The following is an 18,456-nucleotide window of genomic DNA, read 5'->3' as shown; positions in this document are numbered from 1 at the left end:
TCTTCCTTACTATATGAAACACTATTTACATAATACGTTGATTATTAGCACTGTTTTGTTGAATCTTCATGTAGCTCAAGCGCAGCAGAAACCTACTAGTGAAACTGTCGCTTATGGGCCCGATTCACAGCGACAGCCGGGTATTCCTATGGGTAAAGTGACGAAGTATGTCTGGAAAAGTAAGGTGTTCGCCAATACTATCCGGGAGTACTACGTGTACGTGCCCGCCCAATACGACGCAAAGAATCCAGCCGCGCTAATGGTATTTCAGGATGGACATACCTACGTGAAAGAAGACGGTGATTTTCGGGTGCCGATTGTATTCGACAATCTAATTCACCAGAAAGCAATGCCCGTCACGATTGGGTTATTTATCAATCCCGGACAGCATGGCGAAGAGTTGCCCAAAGACCCTTTTAAAGCTGATAATCGCAGTTTTGAGTACGATACGCTCACCAGTCAATATGACCGGTTATTAATTGAAGAACTGATTCCAGAGCTTACCAAGACTTATAAACTGGCCGATTCACCTACGATGCGAGCCATTGGCGGCCTTTCATCGGGGGGTATCTGTGCGTTTACGGCAGCCTGGCAACGGCCCGATTATTTTCATAAGGTGCTGAGTCACGTTGGAAGCTTTACGAATATAAAAGGTGGCTACGTTTACCCTTCTCTGATTCGCAAGTCACCTAAGCATAACATCAAAGTTTTCTTGCAGGATGGTAGTAACGATCTCGATAATCCATCTGGTAATTGGTGGCTCGGTAATCTGCAAATGGAAGCGGCTCTGAAATTCGGTAAGTACGACTACAAATTTGTTGGCGGCACAGGCGGGCATAACGGCAAGCATGGCGGGGCTATTTTACCCGAATCGTTGCGCTGGTTGTGGGCCGATGTTGTCAGTAAATGATGGGTGTTTACTTTTGCCCTACGTATGCACTTATTTTATCAGCCCGGTATCGTTTCAGGAGAGTCCGTTCAACGGCTTACTGAAGATGATTCGCGCCATGCAGTTAAAACACTGCGTCTACATGTTGGCGATGCTATTGCCGTTACCGATGGACACGGAAACCGCTATTCGGCCGTTATTGATTTAGCTGATGCCCGACGTTGCGCGTTTCGGATAACTGATACCCAAACAACGCCCCCGCGACCGTTTTCTATCCGAATTTGTGTGGCACCCACTAAGAATTTAGACCGCATCGAATGGTTTATTGAAAAAGCGGTAGAAGTGGGGATTGAGCGAATCAGTTTCTTTTTCGGTCAGCATTCCGAACGTCGGGTATTGAAACTTGACCGGTTAGAAAAAATTGCCGTAGCCGCTATGAAGCAGTCATTGCAGTCTTTTTTGCCTACATTAGATGATGCTCTTCCATTCGGCGAAATGTTGAAGACCATAGTGGAGCAGCAACGGTTTATTGCTCACTTGCCCGCTAATGAACCACCCATAAATTTGGCGAAACGTGCAACTGTAACCGGGGAGTATACTGTTCTAATTGGACCGGAAGGAGATTTTGCGGAAAAAGAAATTCAACAGGCAATAGCGGCTGGTTTCCAGATGGTAACGCTTGGCCCCAATCGATTACGTACCGAAACGGCCGCCCTGACGGCTTGTCAGTTATTGAACTTTATAAACGTATGAAAAAGTTACTTTTATCCTTTCTCGTTTTCTTGGCTACGTTTAGCGTTGTCAACGCTCAGTATGCTTACAAGATTGCCAAGCTAAAATATAACGGTGGGGGAGACTGGTATGCGAATAAAACCTCGTTACCGAACCTGATTAAGTTTGCCAATGCCAATCTGCGCATGAATATTTTTCCTGAAGAGGACATTGTGGAGCCGGGAAGCCCCGATTTATTCGGCTATCCATTCGTTCACATGACCGGTCACGGTAACGTTACATTCAGCGACGCCGATGTGCAGAACCTGCGTCGGTATCTAATGTCGGGGGGCTTTTTGCATATTGATGATAACTACGGATTAGACAAATTTATTCGGCGCGAGATGAAAAAGGTATTTCCTGAACTCAATTTTATTGAGCTGCCTTTCAATCATCCGGTTTATCAGCAGAAGTTTAAGTTTGCCAGCGGCTTGCCTAAAGTGCATGAACATGATGCTAAAGCACCGCAGGGATTTGGCCTGATTTATCAGGGACGGTTGCTGTGTTTTTACAGTTATGAGTGCGATTTAGGCAATGGCTGGGAAGATCAGAGTGTCTATAATGACCCTGAACCCGTACGCCAACAGGCATTACGTATGGGGGCTAACCTGTTACAATACGCAACAACTACAAATTAATTAAAGTATTATTTGAGGAAGGCAAGCCAAAACGCCTTAAATTTCGTTAGTTTTGTAGGAGTATTCCTAGTCATCAATAGTATTCACCTTTAATTAATTAGTATTGTGATTGTACTGGCCGCGTTCATTGGACATTGGTATTTGTCCCTGTTCTGCCAAACGTTCTTTCTACACCGATATTCAGCCCACAAAATGTTCTCGATGAGCAAATTCTGGGAGCGGTTTTTTTATGCGCTGACTTACGTATCGCAGGGTTCATCTTACCTAAGCCCGCGTGCTTACGCTGTCCTTCACCGAATGCACCACGCCTTCAGTGACACCGAAAGAGATCCCCATTCTCCCCATCACACCAAGAATATATTCACGATGATGTGGAAGACTAAAGATATTTATAATGCTGTTCTTCACCGTAAACAGACTGTTGAACGGCAGTTTGACCGGAATTATCCAGAATGGAATTTTATTGAAAAAGTTGGCGATTCCTGGGTGTCTCGGGCTGGTTGGGCTGTAATGTATAGCGTGTTTTACCTGTTTGCTTTCTTTTATTTAGATATGCATTGGGCATTCTTTTTTCTGCTACCTGTCCATTTTGTAATGGGACCCGTACATGGCGCTATCATCAACTGGAGTGGTCACAAATACGGGTATGCTAACTTCGACAACCAGGATAAATCAAAAAATTCGTTGATTCTGGACGTAGTTATGATGGGTGAATTATTTCAGAATAACCATCACAAACGGCCTAATTCGGCAAACTTTGGTGCTAAGTGGTTCGAGTTCGACCCAACTTTTCCATTAATTGGTATTCTGCACAAACTGCATGTTGTTCGGCTTAGACCGTCGGCTGAAGCAAAAAAGGCGCAATATGAAGTTGGGCATGATCGATCAGTTCAGCTAGAAAAGATTGAAAGCGAGGTTGAAGCGTAGCTTTACTTTGTAATTCATAACAGAAAAAGCTCCGATTCAGTCGGAGCTTTTTCTGTTATAGGCTCTTCTGGTGGAATGCCACCTTTTGACCGGTTACAATAAAATCTTCGCTATATCCTGCCACGACTTAACGCGCCGAAATTGGTTATCTTCACGATTATGTAGCGCGTCGAAGAGTAAGCCCTCACCCTGAAAAGTATGCAGGTTTCGGGGCATATCGTCGATGAGGTAGGCCGTGTTGAGAACACTCTTGTCACCCATGAAAATATAATTGCGCCACGAAATAGCCGGAAAGTGCTCCTGTAACCAATCCCATTTCTCGCGTAGTGAATTTGGAAATTCCTGTGCCGCCGATGCCACAAAGATTTCATACTTCTGCATCAGGTCGGCAATTACATCTTTGGCATCTTCCATTACGGGAATATCCCGGAAGAAACCCGGTTCGTAGACCCGCTGCGATAGTACTTTGTACTCATTCTCGTCGAACAGTTCGTGGAAAGACTTTTCATTTAATTCGTCAAGCGTGTAACGGGGCATTTCACCTTCCAGATACATCTTTACAAACTTGGCGTGGGTGTCGGCCATGACATCGTCCATGTCAATAGCAATGCGTTGTTTCATCAGGCAATACCGATCGATTAGACCGGTAGTTTAATTATAAAATCAAATAAAGTGACCTGCCAAAACGGTTGGCATTACAGTTTTCTTTCCGTGTCAAATTGCTCCAAATAATCGGCTACGCGTCGGACGAACTGCCCGCCTAATGAACCATCGACAACGCGGTGATCGTAAGAGTGAGATAGAAACATCAACTGCCGAATACCAATAAAGTCGCCTTGCGAAGTTTCAATGACGGCTGGTTTTTTCACTATTGCTCCGAAGGCCATAATTGCTACCTGCGGTTGCACAATAATGGGCGTTCCCATCAGGTTACCAAATGTGCCGATGTTCGAGATTGTGTATGTACCCCCAGCTAAATCGTCGGCAGTGAGTTTGTTTTCGCGGGCACGTTTGGTTAAATCGTTGACTTTTTTGGCTAAGCCAACAAGGTTATACTGGTCGGCGTTATGAATGACCGGCACAATCAAGTTGCCGTTCGGCAAGGCAACAGCCATACCAATATTGACCTGCTTTTTAACCAGAATGGTATCGCCTTCTACCGAGATATTAATCATCGGAAAGTCTTTGATCGCCTTTACAATGGCTTCAACCAGAATAGGCGTGTATGTCAGGTTTTCGCCAGTTTGCTGCTTAAAACGGTCTTTTATTTGAGTGCGCCACTGTACAACGGGTGTCATGTCAGCTTCGACGAACGAACTGACATGGGGGGAGATCTGCTTCGACTCCACCATCCGCTGGGCAATCAGTTTCCGCATCCTGTCCATCTGAATTATGTCGGTCTGACCATTCAGCGAGACAGCGGCTTTACCATTGGCTGCTGGTTGAGACGTAACAACTGTTGGTGGTGTTTTCGTCTGTGAGAGAGTAGGCGTTAGAGGGTCGATTTGCGAGGGTACAGATCGAGAAATCGGTGCAACTTTACCTTCTGCGCGGTCAATTACATACGTAAGAATATCTTTTTTCGTAACCCGGTTTTCAGCACCGGACCCAGCTATTCGGTCGAGTTCATCGCGCGAAACACTTTCTTCTTTGGCTATATTAAGTACCAGTGGCGAATAAAAACGGTCGGCAAAAATAGGTACATCACCCGCCAGCGTTGTCGCGGAGGTAGCTACCGCTTTCTCCGACATGTCTACCCGACTGCTCATGGCCGCAATACTTAGTTCCAACTCATGAGCGGCTGCATCTACCATAGAGTTAACCGGTTCTGGCGTTTCGTCTGTCTGGGGTGCCGCAATATTGGCTACATCACCAATGCCTATGGGTGTCTCATTAGCATCTAATTGTGCTTGTTGTGCTTGGTCAGTTGGAGTAGTGTGATCTGGTTTTGTTTCTTTATCAACAAGTTCGTCAATTTCGATGCGGGCAATGGGTGCGCCAACGGCTACTACATCGCCGTCTTTCACCAGGATTTCTTTTAAAATGCCATTGTGCGACGCTGGTACATCCGTATCAACTTTGTCTGTAGCCACTTCTAGCATCGACTCGTCAACGTCAACTTGATCACCCGGTTGTTTAAGCCAGGTGATGATTGTGCATTCCATTATACTTTCGCCCATTTTGGGCATAACCATGTCGATGAGAGCCATGTGTTTAGTGATAAATCGGGTGACCCCTGATTCATCATTCATTATTGGTTTATAAGTTCTTCCCGCAACATATTGAGTAAATAGGTTGTGGTAAGTTGAATATTTTGATCGCGGTACTGGCCGAGTTTAAGCAGTCTGGTAACGGTGCGCTGGGCTGTGGCGCAGGCAATCCAAATGGTGCCAACAGGCTTGTCGGGTGTGCCTCCACCGGGACCAGCAATGCCACTGGTGGCAATACCAACGTTGGTGCCGAGTGTTTTGCGTACGCCTTCCGCCATTTGTCGGATGGTTTCCTCACTTACTGCGCCAAATTGCTCCAGCGTTTCGGGAAGAACGCCCAATTGCGATACTTTAACGCTATTGCTATAGCTCACAACGCTTCCCCAAAAGTAAGCCGACGAGCCCGGTACTTTCGTAATTTGAGCTGACACATAGCCACCTGTGCAGCTTTCGGCAACGCCTAAGGTTAACTTCTTTTCTGTCAACAGAGTCCCGATAACCGTTTCGAGTTCGTCGTTATCGAAGCCAAAGACATTTTTTTCGATCAGCGGCATCACCTTGGTCACCTGTTCAGCCAGTTCGCTGTCGAGGAGCGCGTTATCGTCGCCAGTAGCGGTTAACCGCAATTTTACACCGCCGAAACTTGGTAAATAAGCCAATTTAATATGGTCTGGCAGGGCATCTTCCCAAGCTTCGATACGTTCGGCCAAAAAAGATTCGCCAATGCCGACCGTCCGAATCATTTTATGTTTAATAATTGGCGTTTTAAAGTGTTCGCTCAGCTTCGGCAAAATCCGGTTCGTCATGAGGTGCTTCATTTCAAACGGTACACCCGGCAGCGATATGTACACCCTACCTTCTTGCTCAAACCACATTCCGGGGGCAGTTCCCCAGTCATTCTGCATGTAAATTGCGTTGGCAGGCAAATCGGCCTGAGCGCGATTGAGGTCGGTCATTTCACGGCCCCGCTTCTCGAAAAAACCGGTTACTAACGCCAGCGCGGTTTCGTTACGCACCATCCCAACACCAAAATAAGTACAGAGCGTCTTTTTGGTTATATCGTCTTTGGTTGGTCCTAAACCGCCCGTAATGATGATGACATCGGCACGTTGATGCGCTTCGTGTAAAATTTGCAAAATGACATCGGCCTGATCGCCCACGGATGATTTACGGACAATTCGAATACCTATATTGGTTAGTTCAGTGCCAAGCCACTGGGTATTAGTATCGGTGATTTGCCCGAATAATATTTCGTCGCCAATCGTGATTACTTCGGCGCGGACGGTGTTGGTCATTTTTATTGACTAATAATGAAGAAGAAATGGATAAAGAGTGCTGTTTTATAAATCTGATAATCAGTCTGTCAATACTAATTAGTCAGCATCCGTTTTACTTTAACCATTTTACACTGTCAAAAGTACGAAAAAACGATTTAGAGCCGTTGACCGTTATGAAATGGCAACCTGATTAATTCAATGATGAAGAAAAATGTTCTCATAGCCGTATTGCTGGCTTTACTTATTAGTCAAACAAGTTTCGCCCAGGATTCAACCGCAACGACGGGCCGCCCGCAGAAATCATCCGGCGGGGGACTTTTCGGTAAAATCCTTAATGCTGTCTCTCAACCGTCTGCCGGAACATCGGGTAGCCTGACCAGTATTGATATTGCATCGGGCTTAAAAGAGGCCCTACAAGTTGGTATCAGCAAAGGCTCCGATCAGGCATCGACTCTGGATGGGTACTTCAAAAATCCATTACTGAAAATTGCCTTTCCTCCCGAAGCCCAGAAAGTAGCGTCAACGCTCCGGCAATTAGGGTTGAACAAGCAGGTCGATCAGTTTGAACTGTCGCTGAACCGGGCCGCTGAAGATGCCGCTAAAAAAGCTAAGCCAGTGTTTATCAAAGCCATAACATCCATGAGTATTCAGGATGCTGTCGGGATTTTGCGAGGGCAAACGGATGCCGCAACACAGTATCTACGCCGAACATCGGGCCAGCAATTGGTGACAGAATTTACACCTATCATTGATAGTACGCTGAAGAAAAACAACGCAACTAAATACTACAGCGATTTGGTGAATACCTATAATAAAGTGCCATTTGTACAAAAGGTAAACCCAAACCTAACAGAATACGCGACGGGTAAAGCTGTTGACGGGCTGTTTGTTTTAGTAGCTCAGGAAGAGAAGAAAATTCGTGAAAACCCGGCGGCACGGGTTACCGATTTGCTGAAAAAAGTATTTAGTAAGCAGTAAATTAGTAGCAGCGCGGGCGAAACCTGCGCTGCTACAAGTAATCAACTTTCCATATAGGAATCGTTGTTCAGATAGTCGAGCTTGTTAGTCCAGACCAGTGCAATTTGAGTCGCTCGTTGTCGCACTTGATCAACGGTTTCACCGGTGAAATTCTCGGTAAGTGTATCGGAAAACAGCTGTAACCATCGCTCAAAATGGTCGATTGTCAAGGTATGCTTCTGATTGACAACTAGATGCGGTCGAAATGGGTGACCATCATAGATGTTGTTTCCCAGAATGAGACTCTCCCAAAAGGCGTACATCTTAGGCAAATGTTTGGACCAGTCTACTTGAGCAACATCGGTAAAAATTGGCCCTATAAGTGCATCAACCTGCACTTTTTCATAAAACGAATCCACCAGAAATTTAACGGCTTCTGGCGAATCCAGTGTTTTCCTGGACATGTCAATAGATTTACAGACAGAACCCCAGGTTAGGTAGAAAATGTTTCCTTGTACTGGTCTACAGTAAAACCTACTGCTACAAGTTGTCCATTGACTTCAATCAATGGCCTGCGAATCACAGATGGCTTTTCGATCATGAGTGCAATGGCCCTTTTCACATCGGTCGGTTTTTCAGCATCAGGGACTTTCTTCCAGGTAGTTCCTGCTCGGTTTATCAGTTCTTCCCACGGCTTTTGCGTTAGCCAGTGTTCAATCGTTTTTTGGTCAATGCCCTGCTTTTTGTAATCGTGGAATTGATAATCAACCCCATGTTCGGATAGCCAGATACGGGCTTTTTTTACAGTATCGCAGTTTGGAATCGCGTATAAGGTGTACATAATGCATAGTTACGTTGAGCTAAAGTACCGTTTTTTTGTATACGTAAAGGGAAACGCACAATCGTCCATGCGGTTAGTAAAAAATAGATTGAGCCTCGGACGGTTCGGTCCTTTTTATAAATGAGTACTTAGTTTGTTAAAGAGAAGTACTGAAAAAAGTGTGGATAGATAGTTCATTAGTTTATACTGGTAAAGGAAAATTAGAAGCTTGTGCACTTCAGTTCTCCCTTAGCATCCAGAAAGTTATCACCACCATATTTGGATGTATAATCGCTACCGCCAGAAAAGCCGAAAGCACAATAGTCATCTTTCCCGGGTCGCTTCGCCACTATTCCATTTCCATTAAAATAGATTGACTCAAATGTATCGCCAGAATTATACGTTTCAACTGGATTAAAACTTGTGGGTGAATCAAAACCTCCACCTGAAACCCATAGAGAGCCATCTTGTTTCAACCCATATATCTGATCATTAAGCCCGTTTTTGGTAATTATCTTCACCCAATCGTTGCTACTACCAATTCTTTGTGGCTGTTTAGGATTAATAGTGGAACCCCATCTCCATAAGGATCCATCTTTTTTTAGGCCAACTCCCCCCAAAGATCTAATGGCAACATCTACCCAATCATTTCCCGGTAATACGTTCACCAGTTTTGACTTTGTATCCAGCGTCCCGAAAAGGGCGTCATTTGGATGTCCCCAGCCCCATACTGACCCGTCTTTTTTAATAAGAAAAATTTCGGCTCCGTAGATTGAAATTTTTTGCCAGTCAGACTCCGTTCCTGCTCGGGTCATCAGGGGTCTATCGGTCGTTGTACCATCCAAAAAATAGCTGCTTCCGTCGCTGAATCCCTCTTTTCCACACCCCCACAGCGTTCCATCTTTTTTTAATGCAAGCGTAAAACGATTAGGGGCGGCATAGACCGAAGCCCAATCTTTATCTTCATTCACTTTGGCAGGAATAAGGTTATTTCCCGTTCTACCTATAAGTTCCTTCTGCCCCCATGACCAAAGTGTACCATCACTCTTTACCGCAAATGTTGCCCAGGCAGTAGAAACGCTACTCCAGTCATTGTCTGTTCCTACCCGTTTAGGCGTTAGTGTCGTTACAGAGGGCTCTCTTCCGGTAAATTCAGCCGCGCCAAATGTCCAAAGAGAGCCATCTTTTTTGATAAAGACGGTGCTGTACGTGTGAGATGAAAATACAGTAGCCGTGTTTGCACTACCTTGGGTTATACCAGTCGTTGGGGTAGTTGTAGTAGTTGCCGGATCAGGAGAGCTGGTTTTACTACAGGAAAACGCAAGCCAAAAACATAAAAAAACTAAGGTTAAATCTTTTTGCATGGCTTCGATAAATTAGAGTTGGTGTGGATGCTATGCCGTTCAGCGATTATACTATTTTGAACGACTTATTTTTTTTGTTCTATAGCAATCTTTCCATTCCCTAAATCGATTAGAGTAAACATTTCTTTAAATTTTTCAGGCAAAGCGTCCCATAGCTGATCGTCTTTCCCCGTATACACGACGTCGATAGTAGACCCATTTGCGTTGAATTTTTTCAATGTCGATTTAACTCCTTCAATAGGTTTAATCGTGTCTTCAATTAGTTTTAATTTGGGATAATCGATATTAGTTATTGTAATGATTATGGCATTTGACGCGACTTCTTTGATGGTCTCCGCTGGTTTTTCTTTCTTCTTGAACAAAGAACTAATATCCTTCACCGTGTTAGCCGTCCCTTTAATGGCGCTACCTGTATTACTGACTGCTGCATTTACATTGGAGGCTCCATAAGCAGCTGAATTTACATTTCCCACTGTCGAGCTGATCTGACTTAAAGCTGATTGTGCAATACTATTGGCCCCGATTAATGAAAAAGCAATCGAGAAAAGTGTAGACATTTTCATAATAAGGCGCTTGATTTAAATACGTGATTAGATAAAAGCGAAGGGTACTAGAGTAGACCCGCAGAAGTTTCTTTATTATTCGGTGTACGACACGGCATAATGGAATCTTAAGTTGGCTTACTACCCTTAAATGTGATTGATTTTCCAAAATGAATAAGTAGCAACTTTACTAAGCCGGTATTTTTCTTTGTGAACCTACGATTTGTCACAACGAGCATAAGAGTCCGAAAAGGCATCTGCATTATGTTTACTTTGGGCGGGTAAATCCAGACTAATCCGTTGATAATGGCTTTCTTAATTAGATGCACTTGCCTACTAGTGGGGCTATGGCTGATAGGGACATTGTTTCATCCAGGGTTCGCCCAACAGTCCACTCGTTTGCCTCTTCAACCAAATAAGCTTCAACTGGCTCGGAAATTGTATCGGGAAGGCGTAGAGAAGAAAGACTCTATGTTAATCGCTGAAGGCTATTATGAGTATGGTAAACTCTATACCGCTGCCAGTGATTATCTGACGGCCAAACGGTGGTTTATTAAAGCACTTCGGATTTTGGAAACCCGTGGCGATTCCTACGAGCTAGCTCGGCTTTACGTTCGGCTGGGAGATATGGCAATGACGCAGGCTCATTATCACGAGTCGGTGCGAAATGCGCATCATGCCTTGGCGATTGCTAAACGTAGCCACTCCAACAAAGCATTAATACGATCCTTTGCGATTTTAGCTCGAATTCATGAGCGGAACTGGGTAGGAGAGAGCCCTACCAATACGGGATGGCCTACGTCGAATAGTGATAGCGCCCTCTATTATTTCCGAAAAGTTGAGTACTTAGCATACCGGCTCAACGACCCTATGGAAGTCGCCCACGTAAAACAGGACATTGGGAACCAGTTATTAAGCCGTAAAGATCCACGTGCATTAGCTTACCTGACAACCGCTTTGTCTATTGCTAACCAGCAGAAGCAAGCTGATCGACTCCCCATGACATTGAGTGTGGCGTCGGCTTATTTAACCTTCGACCAGCCAGATCGAGCGTGGACATATATTATGCGAGCCCAGCGGCTTTATGATGAGAAATACACAAACGTGTATTATTGGCAGGTTGCCCTGGAACACAACTACATCTTCTTCTATTAAACAACCGGCAATTGGAAAGAGGCTTTCAAACATAATGAAACGTTACATAAACTGGAAAAAAATAACTACATCTCCGACCGCGACGGAGCCGTTAGCCGATTAACCGTAGAATACGAAAATGAAAAGAAAGAAGCGCTTCTGAAAATTCAGCAGAAGGAGTTGATTCTTCGGGCCGACAACCTACTTACACATCAACGCTTTACCTGGGCTATATTGACGCTACTGCTCGTTACGGTAGGTATGAGTATTGTTTTTTTTCGGCTTTACCGGAAAAATCAGTGTATTGGTGCTACCAATGCTGAACTGGTAAAGGAGCAAAACCACCGGGTGAAAAATAATCTACAGATAGTATCCAGCCTGCTTAGTTTACAAGCTAATCGGCTGACTGACGAAAGTGCAAAAAATGCCGTAGCCGAAGGGCAATTGCGTGTAGAAGCGATGGCGATTCTGCACCGGCAGCTTTACGATGGCGATCAGTTGGCGATGATTAACCCTGCCGAATTTATACCTGAATTGGTCGACATGGTGTTGCAAACCTTTGGCTATACTCACGTGCGGTTGGTATATGATATTGACGCGTTTGTCTTACCTGCCGATTCTGCTTTGCCCGTGAGTCTGATCCTTAATGAATTGACGACAAATGCCTGTAAATATGCATTCCCGGACCACCCTGATCCGGTTTTCCATGTATCTTGTCGACAGAAAAAAAATCAGATAGACTTGCTGGTTGCTGATAACGGGCCAGGAATGTTGCCGCAATTTCCTATAGATGCACGTTCGACGTCGTCAACTTCATTTGGGATGCGTTTAATCCAGATGCAGGTTGATCAGTTGCGGGGAATGTATACATTTGCCAAACAAACAGGTACAGTATTTACCCTGACATTTACGGTTTAATTATGACTAGTTCGTTGGCTATTCTGATTGTAGAAGATGTGACTATAACCGCTTTTGACATTCAGGAAACTTTAGAGAAAGCAGGCCATACGGTGACGGCTATCAGCCGCAATTTCCAGGAAGCCGTTGCGGCTGTGAAGCGACAGCCGCCCGATCTGGCAATTATTGACGTACGACTTGAAGGGTCTTCGGCAGATGGTATAACAACCGCCTGAGAACTGTTGAAAATACACTGGATGCCAATTATTTATCTGACCGCTCATTCAGAACCACAGGTGTTTCAACGTGCCAAAGACACCTCTCCGGCGGCTTACCTGCTGAAACCATTCCGTCATAACGAACTCGCTTTTCAAGTAGAGTTAGCGTATCTAAATCAATATAATAACCGTCACCCTACGAACCTGCTGGGGTCTGAAAAATTATACTTACCGATTAATAAAGGACACGAAAAAGTAGCTAAACAGGATGTGTTATACTTACTGGCTGAGGGGGCTTATGTGAAAGTTTATATGGTTGGAGAGGAAAAGCCTCATCTTTTGGCGATGAACCTTGGGTATTTAGCCCAGTACTTTTCGACAGCTAACTTTCATCGTTTGTCTCGGTCGCTGCTGATTAATCTGGACCATGTGTCGCGTCTGGAACGTAGTCAACTATTTATGCACAAACAACCTGTTCCTATTTCAATTCCAGAAGGAAATCGAGTTGATTTGATTAAGAAGTTGGCTGTTGTACGGACACGATAACAGGGAAATGGATGACGTATAGCGCGGGTTTCGAGTCATGTTCTGTATTTTTGTCTCATGAAAAAATCAGACATTCACTTTGCGGTTGAGTTAGACAGCCAAAATATCCCCGAAAAAATCTACTGGGAGGCTACCGATAACCCCAATGAAGGGCTAAGCGACACACGGGCTATTGCCATTTCAATCTGGGACCAATACCACAATAGTACCCTTAAAATTGACCTTTGGACCAAGGATATGGACGTGGTGGATATGAAGCGCTTCCTGATCGAGATAATGAGTGGTATTGCCGATACAGCCGAGAGCGCAACGGGCGACACGCGCATGGCTACCGACATCGAAAATACCTGTCGGGTGTTGAGTAAGCGGCTTGAGGAAGAAATTAAGCAGCAAAAACAGCAGCAACAATAGCAATACCAGTCCAATAACTTTGGTCGTTAATTTGCTGAGACTTACCTCAGAATGACTGTTAATAGTTTATGAAAAAGATTTTTCTGCTACTTCTGGTGGCTAATATTACACTCGCTCAAAAAGCAGGAATTCAGTTTCTTACGACTCCGGTAGGTAGTGTGTTTCAGGAGGCTCGGCGGTCTGGCAAGCCGGTGTTCATTGAAATTTATTCGCCCACTTGCCACACCTGCCAGGGTTTTATACCAACGTTGGCCGATGCTCGGGTCGGGAAGTTCTACAATGCAAAGTACTTAAGTACAAAGCTGGATATTGCCCTGCCAGCCACGCGGGCGTTTTTAGATAGTCGTCGTTTGTTTGTGCCCTCATTGCCCCTGTTTCTGTATTTCGATCCGCAGCAAAACTTGATTCACTTCGCGATGAGTAACAACTCGACCGATGAAGTTATTCGGCATGGCACAAACGCACTAAGTCCACAGGCACGTAGTCAAAGCATGAAAGCCCGTTATCAGCAAGGAGAGCGCTCGGCCAATTTCCTGATTGATTATGCTATGTTTGGCCGTGTCACCAAAGATACGGTGGCTAACATGGCGGCTATGAACGACTACGCCCGCCAGCAGTCGCCCGCAACGTTTGCGAATGAAACAAACTGGCTGGCACTGCAAAAGCTCGTGCTGGACTTCGAGAATCCCATGTTTCAGTATATGCTAAACCACCTGGATACATATCGGAAAGCGTATGGAGCCGAACAAACCCAACAGGTAGCCGAAAATATCCTGATGTCGTCGTTGTTCAGCGGTCGGGGAGCTCAGTTTCCGGTTGCCAAGATTTTGCAGGTTCGGCAGGATCTAGTCAGAATGGGAATTGACTCAAAAGTTGCCGCCAACCGGACATTGCTACCAGAAGTCAGTGCATACTTCCGAACTCACCAAACCGCTAAAGCTGTTGAGCGGATGGATAATCAAGTCAATTCTAATCAGTTGACAGTGCCGGAGTACATGTATATTTCCCGCCTTTTCAATCGTTCCAGTCCCGATGCTGTGGATGCGCCAACGGTTGCCAAATGGGTGAACAAAGGTCTTGCATTAAAGCCGAGTCCGAAAGAACAGGCCGATTTATACTACGAATTAGCCGAAGCTTATCGCCGGGGTGGGAAAAGTGCCGATGCTCAGAAGGCTGCGCAAAAATCGATGGAATTAGCGCAGGAAACTCGCCTGGACACCCGCCGAAACGTGGAGCAGATAGGGAAACTCAAGTAAAGTAATTGAGCAGAAATTACCTTTGGCCTCTTCAGGGTCAGATGTTTGTAGAGAGAATATATGCTATAAACATCTGACCCTGAAGGGGTCAAAGATAATTCTCGTTTATAGGCTTTTCGACTATGGTAAGCCGCAGAGCCTATAAACTATTTCTGGTATACCGGCCGCGTAAAGGGCGGTTGAAGAAGAAGATGGAATGAATTTTCGTCGCCGAGCGAGATGGCCCGACGGAGATCGTTTTCGGCTTGGGGTAATTGCCGAACCTGAATGCGGGCTAAAGCTCTCCAGCGATAGCCGTCAGGCTTCTCGTCGTGAAAGTGCCAGACGGCTTTATCAAATTCCCGAAATGCCTGTTGGTATTCGGCTGTATGATAAAAAGCAATACCACGGTCTAAGTAGCAATCAGCCAGCGTATTATCTCGATTAATGGCTTGCGTTAAGTCGTAAATAGCCGAATAATAATTCTCCTGAATGATATGACACTTTCCCCGATACGCGTAAGCAATTGCCGATTTTGGGTACTGTTGAACGGCATCATCGAAATAATGATGAGCTTCTATGAAGTTTCGGTTATTGACCAATTCAATGCCTTTTTGAAATCGTTTTCGGTCTTTGTCAGCAGCGGTATCATGATCCATTAGGTAGTACCGAATGGTCAGATAAACTACAAACAACAGACTTAACAGTACAACTTCCATAACCAAGTCTGGTTTTTCCTAACCTTGCTAAATTAAACGTTTAGGCGAATCAGAGCAAATAATAAGCTTAGATTAGTTCTGCCTGTACAGCCTTCGGCAAACTCTTCTTAATAAGTTCATACGAATGGTTAATCCATTCCTGAACGTCGGTTGAACGAACACGCCCATCAACAGTGATCGTGTTCCAATGCATTTTGTTCATGTGGTAACCGGGCGTTACTGCTGCATGTTCTTCCCGTAATTGGACAGCCCGCTCCGGGTCACACTTAAGATTAATGGTTATTGGTTGACTTTCGGTAGCCATCAGGGCAAATATCTTACCACCCACCTTGAACACTAGCGTATCGCCCCCAAACGGAAACGACTCCGTAACGCCGGGTTTGGTAATACAGTAATCACGTAGCGTTTCCGTATTCATCGGACGCAGTGACGGACGGTGTAAACAATGATCGCCATCAGAAACATCAGGATCGAAATACGATTGATACCGTGCATCATCCGCAAGTTTACACTGGTCGGATGGTTAGGATCAGGTTTGCGGAAGACTCGCAGAAAATAGGCGAAAACAGGCCCAATTTTTAAATAATCGACAAATCTATTCACAGGCTTTTACTAGCTAGAAGACCGCTTTGGCGATCTCTGATGGATAAAGAGTTAATATTGTGTCGAACAGAATTGTTCAATTAGATAACAATCAATGTACTGAAAACATTACTACTGGCTAGTATTATACTGCCTCTAATGTAGGCTCAAGCCAGCGATTATCTTCGCGGATAAGGTCAATTAATTCATCAACAGCGCGGTCGGCAGGAACAGATTTTTTAATGATCTGTTGACCCCGATAGAGCGCAATCTTGTCGCGTCCGATGCCCACATAGCCGTAGTCAGCGTCCGCCATTTCGCCCGGACCATTAACAATACAACCCATAATGCCGATTTTAACGCCCTTTAAGTGATCGGTGCGCTGACGAATACGGGCCGTGGTTTCCTGCAAATCGAAGAGTGTCCGGCCACAGGATGGACACGAAATGTACTCGGTTTTTGTGATGCGCGTACGGGCTGCCTGTAAAATCCCGAAGGACAAACTGTTGAGGGCTTTTAGCGCACTAGGCTCCGGGGTTTGTGGTGTCGGATTTGAGAACCCGACATTTTTGTTCAGGCTAGTCTGTCGGGTTTGAGTATCTAACATTACCAATACCCCGCTTGACAACATAATGCCATCGCCCAATCCGTCAATCAACAAACCACCAACATCGGTAGCGGCATAAAGCGCAATATCTTCCTCTGGTACGTTTGGATAGCTTCTCAGAACAACCATAGGTGTGGTAAGCTCACGGTTAATAAGTTCGACAAATAACCGGCGCAGTTCGGGCATAGCGTGGGCATTATCGGTCGAGATAAGGAGAACGACCGTTGTATCGTTGTGCAGCCTGCTGAGTAATTCGTCTGACAACTCCGGTAACGATAACCGAACAAAATTCAGACGAGCCTGTAGTGGTCCTTGACTGGCTCGAGCCAGCAAATACTCATCTGCGGTCAGTACCGGAAACGTATTGATCTGGTCCGAAAAGGTTCGCCAGACATCGTAATTTAATAGCTGTTTCAGGCCGTTAGGCAACATGAACTGTGCTGGTTGCGAGCCTGTATATATATAGTCAGCACCAAGATCGTTCATTCGCCATTTATCGGGTACGGGCAGGTAAAAATGACCAATCGGGTTTAGTACGTTATGATCTGTAACTGGAACCTGGCTAAAATCGGCGATGACACGCGGCACGTTCTGACCACCGAAATTAGCCACTTCGTGCGTCGTCCGCCGACGGTATTGAAACGGGTTAATTGGGTACTTTGTGATGGCCGTAATAAGCTTGCTACTGGCCGCACGATTTGTGTAGCGATCAATCAAGGCCCGGGCAACGGGGGCCTCCCGTTCCGGTTCCTCCGTAAGCGATACCCGAACCGTATCGCCGATGCCATCTTCGAGTAGCGTACCAATGCCCAACGCCGATTTAATACGCCCGTCTTCGGCCTCGCCTGCTTCCGTCACGCCCAGGTGCAACGGATACGGTTTCAATCCCTCTTCGTCTAATCGTTGTACCAACAGTCGGTAGGCTTGCACCATCACCTGTGGGTTGCTGGACTTCATAGACAGCGTAGTATTATAGTAATTTTCTTCTTCGCAGATGCGCAGGAATTCAAGCGCCGACTCAACCATGCCAACGGGTGTATCCCCATATCGACTCAAAATCCGGTCGGAGAGGGAGCCGTGATTGGTCCCGATACGCATTGCCGTACCGTATTCTTTACAAATACGAATAAGTGGTAAGAACTTAGCGCGAATTCGTTCCAGTTCAGCCGCGTAAGCCGCGTCGGTGTAGTCGATAAACTCGAAGCGTTTTCGGTCGGCATAGTTGCCGGGATTGATACGAACTTTCTCGACAATCCGGGCCGCGAGCTCGGCTGCATTGGGCGTAAAGTGAATGTCGGCTACAAGTGGGGTTATATAACCGCGCGCCCGTAACTCATTGCGAATATTTTCCAGATTCTGGGCTTCCTTTACGCTTGGAGCTGTGATGCGGACGTATTCGCAACCAGCTTCGATCATTCGAATAGTCTGCTCAACAGAACCTTTCGTATCCATCGTATCTACGGTCGTCATCGACTGTACACGAATTGGATAATCAGAGCCCATCGGTACATCGCCAATCATAACCGTAATGGTTTTTCGACGAATGTACTGAGTAAGCGAAGGTGTATACAGATGGGATAAATCAGGACGCTCCGGCGTACCGTTTATGACTGATAGGGAAGGAGAAAGCAATGAATCGAGCATACAGGTAGCAGCAGGGACTTTTGATCAGGCAAAGGTACAGAAAAAGCTGTTTTTCGTAAGTAGCCCGT

At 45.5% G+C, this 18,456-nt stretch carries 22 protein-coding genes; 11 read left to right on the top strand and 11 right to left on the bottom strand.

The features are described from left to right. The first annotated feature begins 13 nt into the window (after positions 1–13). The 4 genes from ACFS25_RS21735 (at position 14) to ACFS25_RS21720 (ending at position 3,225) form a co-directional block, all read left to right on the top strand. Positions 14–910, top strand: a complete 897-nt coding sequence (locus ACFS25_RS21735) for an alpha/beta hydrolase (RefSeq protein WP_381505198.1) — start codon at positions 14–16, stop codon at positions 908–910. 24 nt (positions 911–934) lie between these two features. Beyond that, positions 935–1,642, top strand: coding sequence for a 16S rRNA (uracil(1498)-N(3))-methyltransferase (locus tag ACFS25_RS21730; RefSeq protein WP_381505196.1), 708 nt, complete (start codon positions 935–937; stop codon positions 1,640–1,642). Then, positions 1,639–2,298 (top strand): DUF4159 domain-containing protein, encoded by a 660-nt coding sequence (locus tag ACFS25_RS21725; protein ID WP_381505194.1) that lies wholly within the window; start codon positions 1,639–1,641, stop codon positions 2,296–2,298. The genes ACFS25_RS21730 and ACFS25_RS21725 overlap by 4 nt, the downstream gene beginning before the upstream one ends. 105 nt (positions 2,299–2,403) lie before the next feature. After that, positions 2,404–3,225 (top strand): acyl-CoA desaturase, encoded by an 822-nt coding sequence (locus tag ACFS25_RS21720; RefSeq protein ID WP_381505192.1) that lies wholly within the window; start codon positions 2,404–2,406, stop codon positions 3,223–3,225. 93 nt (positions 3,226–3,318) lie between these two features. On the opposite strand, the gene ACFS25_RS21715 is transcribed toward ACFS25_RS21720, so the two are convergent. From ACFS25_RS21715 to ACFS25_RS21705, 3 genes are all read right to left on the bottom strand, one after another. Further along, the gene (locus ACFS25_RS21715) at positions 3,319–3,846 is read right to left on the bottom strand and encodes a 5' nucleotidase, NT5C type (RefSeq protein WP_381505190.1); all 528 of its coding nucleotides are present in this window, start codon (positions 3,844–3,846) and stop codon (positions 3,319–3,321) included. 74 nt (positions 3,847–3,920) lie between these two features. Next, the gene (locus ACFS25_RS21710) at positions 3,921–5,435 is read right to left on the bottom strand and encodes a dihydrolipoamide acetyltransferase family protein (protein ID WP_381505189.1); all 1,515 of its coding nucleotides are present in this window, start codon (positions 5,433–5,435) and stop codon (positions 3,921–3,923) included. Between the two features lie 41 nt (positions 5,436–5,476). Further along, positions 5,477–6,730 (bottom strand): competence/damage-inducible protein A, encoded by a 1,254-nt coding sequence (locus ACFS25_RS21705; protein ID WP_381505188.1) that lies wholly within the window; start codon positions 6,728–6,730, stop codon positions 5,477–5,479. A 180-nt stretch (positions 6,731–6,910) separates the two neighbouring features. Between ACFS25_RS21705 and ACFS25_RS21700 the strand changes: the two genes are divergently transcribed. Beyond that, positions 6,911–7,690 carry a DUF4197 domain-containing protein gene (locus tag ACFS25_RS21700; RefSeq protein ID WP_381505187.1) on the top strand — a complete coding sequence of 260 codons (780 nt, stop codon included), beginning with the start codon at positions 6,911–6,913 and terminating at the stop codon, positions 7,688–7,690. Between the two features lie 41 nt (positions 7,691–7,731). On the opposite strand, the gene ACFS25_RS21695 is transcribed toward ACFS25_RS21700, so the two are convergent. The 4 genes from ACFS25_RS21695 to ACFS25_RS21680 form a co-directional block, all read right to left on the bottom strand. Then, entirely contained in the window at positions 7,732–8,133 is a 402-nt protein-coding gene (locus ACFS25_RS21695) for a group III truncated hemoglobin (RefSeq protein ID WP_381505185.1), read from the bottom strand. A gap of 29 nt (positions 8,134–8,162) precedes the next feature. Beyond that, positions 8,163–8,510, bottom strand: coding sequence for an ArsC family reductase (locus tag ACFS25_RS21690; RefSeq protein WP_381505183.1), 348 nt, complete (start codon positions 8,508–8,510; stop codon positions 8,163–8,165). 200 nt (positions 8,511–8,710) lie between these two features. After that, positions 8,711–9,853, bottom strand: a complete 1,143-nt coding sequence (locus tag ACFS25_RS21685; RefSeq protein ID WP_381505181.1) for an RCC1 domain-containing protein — start codon at positions 9,851–9,853, stop codon at positions 8,711–8,713. A 65-nt stretch (positions 9,854–9,918) separates the two neighbouring features. Next, positions 9,919–10,416, bottom strand: a complete 498-nt coding sequence (locus ACFS25_RS21680) for a hypothetical protein (protein ID WP_381505180.1) — start codon at positions 10,414–10,416, stop codon at positions 9,919–9,921. A 378-nt stretch (positions 10,417–10,794) separates the two neighbouring features. Here ACFS25_RS21680 and ACFS25_RS21675 point away from each other — a divergent pair, with 378 nt between their 5' ends. The 6 genes from ACFS25_RS21675 to ACFS25_RS21650 all read left to right on the top strand — a co-directional run bounded on the left by ACFS25_RS21675 (position 10,795) and on the right by ACFS25_RS21650 (position 14,857). Beyond that, on the top strand, positions 10,795–11,550 hold the full coding sequence (locus tag ACFS25_RS21675; RefSeq protein WP_381505178.1) for a hypothetical protein: 756 nt from the start codon (positions 10,795–10,797) through the stop codon (positions 11,548–11,550). A gap of 240 nt (positions 11,551–11,790) precedes the next feature. Beyond that, positions 11,791–12,447: a sensor histidine kinase gene (locus ACFS25_RS21670; RefSeq protein ID WP_381505177.1), complete on the top strand. Its 657-nt coding sequence runs from the start codon at positions 11,791–11,793 to the stop codon at positions 12,445–12,447. A gap of 2 nt (positions 12,448–12,449) precedes the next feature. After that, positions 12,450–12,662 (top strand): response regulator, encoded by a 213-nt coding sequence (locus ACFS25_RS21665; RefSeq protein WP_381505175.1) that lies wholly within the window; start codon positions 12,450–12,452, stop codon positions 12,660–12,662. Between the two features lie 6 nt (positions 12,663–12,668). Further along, entirely contained in the window at positions 12,669–13,190 is a 522-nt protein-coding gene (locus tag ACFS25_RS21660) for a LytR/AlgR family response regulator transcription factor (RefSeq protein WP_381505173.1), read from the top strand. A gap of 57 nt (positions 13,191–13,247) precedes the next feature. Then, positions 13,248–13,601, top strand: a complete 354-nt coding sequence (gldC, locus tag ACFS25_RS21655; protein ID WP_381505171.1) for a gliding motility protein GldC — start codon at positions 13,248–13,250, stop codon at positions 13,599–13,601. Positions 13,602–13,669: 68 nt separating this feature from the next. Further along, complete coding sequence (locus tag ACFS25_RS21650) at positions 13,670–14,857, top strand: thioredoxin family protein (protein WP_381505169.1); 1,188 nt, start codon at positions 13,670–13,672, stop codon at positions 14,855–14,857. Between the two features lie 146 nt (positions 14,858–15,003). Here ACFS25_RS21650 and ACFS25_RS21645 read toward each other — a convergent pair whose 3' ends face one another. The 4 genes from ACFS25_RS21645 to ispG all read right to left on the bottom strand — a co-directional run bounded on the left by ACFS25_RS21645 (position 15,004) and on the right by ispG (position 18,388). Beyond that, a complete protein-coding gene (locus tag ACFS25_RS21645; RefSeq protein ID WP_381505167.1) occupies positions 15,004–15,555 on the bottom strand; it encodes a tetratricopeptide repeat protein in 552 nt (183 codons plus the stop codon). 67 nt (positions 15,556–15,622) lie between these two features. Next, positions 15,623–15,973 carry an MmcQ/YjbR family DNA-binding protein gene (locus tag ACFS25_RS21640; RefSeq protein ID WP_381505165.1) on the bottom strand — a complete coding sequence of 117 codons (351 nt, stop codon included), beginning with the start codon at positions 15,971–15,973 and terminating at the stop codon, positions 15,623–15,625. Further along, positions 15,970–16,158, bottom strand: a complete 189-nt coding sequence (locus tag ACFS25_RS21635) for a DUF6728 family protein (RefSeq protein ID WP_381505163.1) — start codon at positions 16,156–16,158, stop codon at positions 15,970–15,972. The genes ACFS25_RS21640 and ACFS25_RS21635 overlap by 4 nt, the downstream gene beginning before the upstream one ends. A 124-nt stretch (positions 16,159–16,282) precedes the next feature. After that, positions 16,283–18,388, bottom strand: coding sequence for a (E)-4-hydroxy-3-methylbut-2-enyl-diphosphate synthase (gene ispG, locus ACFS25_RS21630; RefSeq protein WP_381505161.1), 2,106 nt, complete (start codon positions 18,386–18,388; stop codon positions 16,283–16,285). Positions 18,389–18,456: the final 68 nt, after the last annotated feature.

Origin of the sequence: Spirosoma flavum (assembly GCF_042686045.1) — a bacterium.
GTDB lineage: Bacteria > Bacteroidota > Bacteroidia > Cytophagales > Spirosomataceae > Spirosoma > Spirosoma flavum.
The sequence above is the reverse complement of the archived record's forward strand: the minus strand, read 5'-3'. Positions and strand labels throughout refer to the sequence as shown.

Bases quoted from the DNA above. Each gene is read 5' to 3' on its own strand.
- ACFS25_RS21695 (WP_381505185.1), bottom strand. From the start codon at position 8,133: ATGTCCAGGAAAACACTGGATTCGCCAGAAGCCGTTAAATTTCTGGTG.
- ACFS25_RS21650 (WP_381505169.1), top strand. From the start codon at position 13,670: ATGAAAAAGATTTTTCTGCTACTTCTGGTGGCTAATATTACACTCGCT.
- ACFS25_RS21700 (WP_381505187.1), top strand. From the start codon at position 6,911: ATGATGAAGAAAAATGTTCTCATAGCCGTATTGCTGGCTTTACTTATT.
- ACFS25_RS21715 (WP_381505190.1), bottom strand. From the start codon at position 3,846: ATGAAACAACGCATTGCTATTGACATGGACGATGTCATGGCCGACACC.
- ACFS25_RS21690 (WP_381505183.1), bottom strand. From the start codon at position 8,510: ATGTACACCTTATACGCGATTCCAAACTGCGATACTGTAAAAAAAGCC.
- ACFS25_RS21685 (WP_381505181.1), bottom strand. From the start codon at position 9,853: ATGCAAAAAGATTTAACCTTAGTTTTTTTATGTTTTTGGCTTGCGTTT.
- ACFS25_RS21640 (WP_381505165.1), bottom strand. From the start codon at position 15,973: ATGAATACGGAAACGCTACGTGATTACTGTATTACCAAACCCGGCGTT.
- ACFS25_RS21680 (WP_381505180.1), bottom strand. From the start codon at position 10,416: ATGAAAATGTCTACACTTTTCTCGATTGCTTTTTCATTAATCGGGGCC.
- gldC (WP_381505171.1), top strand. From the start codon at position 13,248: ATGAAAAAATCAGACATTCACTTTGCGGTTGAGTTAGACAGCCAAAAT.
- ACFS25_RS21670 (WP_381505177.1), top strand. From the start codon at position 11,791: ATGAGTATTGTTTTTTTTCGGCTTTACCGGAAAAATCAGTGTATTGGT.
- ACFS25_RS21665 (WP_381505175.1), top strand. From the start codon at position 12,450: ATGACTAGTTCGTTGGCTATTCTGATTGTAGAAGATGTGACTATAACC.
- ispG (WP_381505161.1), bottom strand. From the start codon at position 18,388: ATGCTCGATTCATTGCTTTCTCCTTCCCTATCAGTCATAAACGGTACG.
- ACFS25_RS21735 (WP_381505198.1), top strand. From the start codon at position 14: ATGAAACACTATTTACATAATACGTTGATTATTAGCACTGTTTTGTTG.
- ACFS25_RS21705 (WP_381505188.1), bottom strand. From the start codon at position 6,730: ATGACCAACACCGTCCGCGCCGAAGTAATCACGATTGGCGACGAAATA.
- ACFS25_RS21710 (WP_381505189.1), bottom strand. From the start codon at position 5,435: ATGGCTCTCATCGACATGGTTATGCCCAAAATGGGCGAAAGTATAATG.
- ACFS25_RS21725 (WP_381505194.1), top strand. From the start codon at position 1,639: ATGAAAAAGTTACTTTTATCCTTTCTCGTTTTCTTGGCTACGTTTAGC.
- ACFS25_RS21730 (WP_381505196.1), top strand. From the start codon at position 935: ATGCACTTATTTTATCAGCCCGGTATCGTTTCAGGAGAGTCCGTTCAA.
- ACFS25_RS21645 (WP_381505167.1), bottom strand. From the start codon at position 15,555: ATGGAAGTTGTACTGTTAAGTCTGTTGTTTGTAGTTTATCTGACCATT.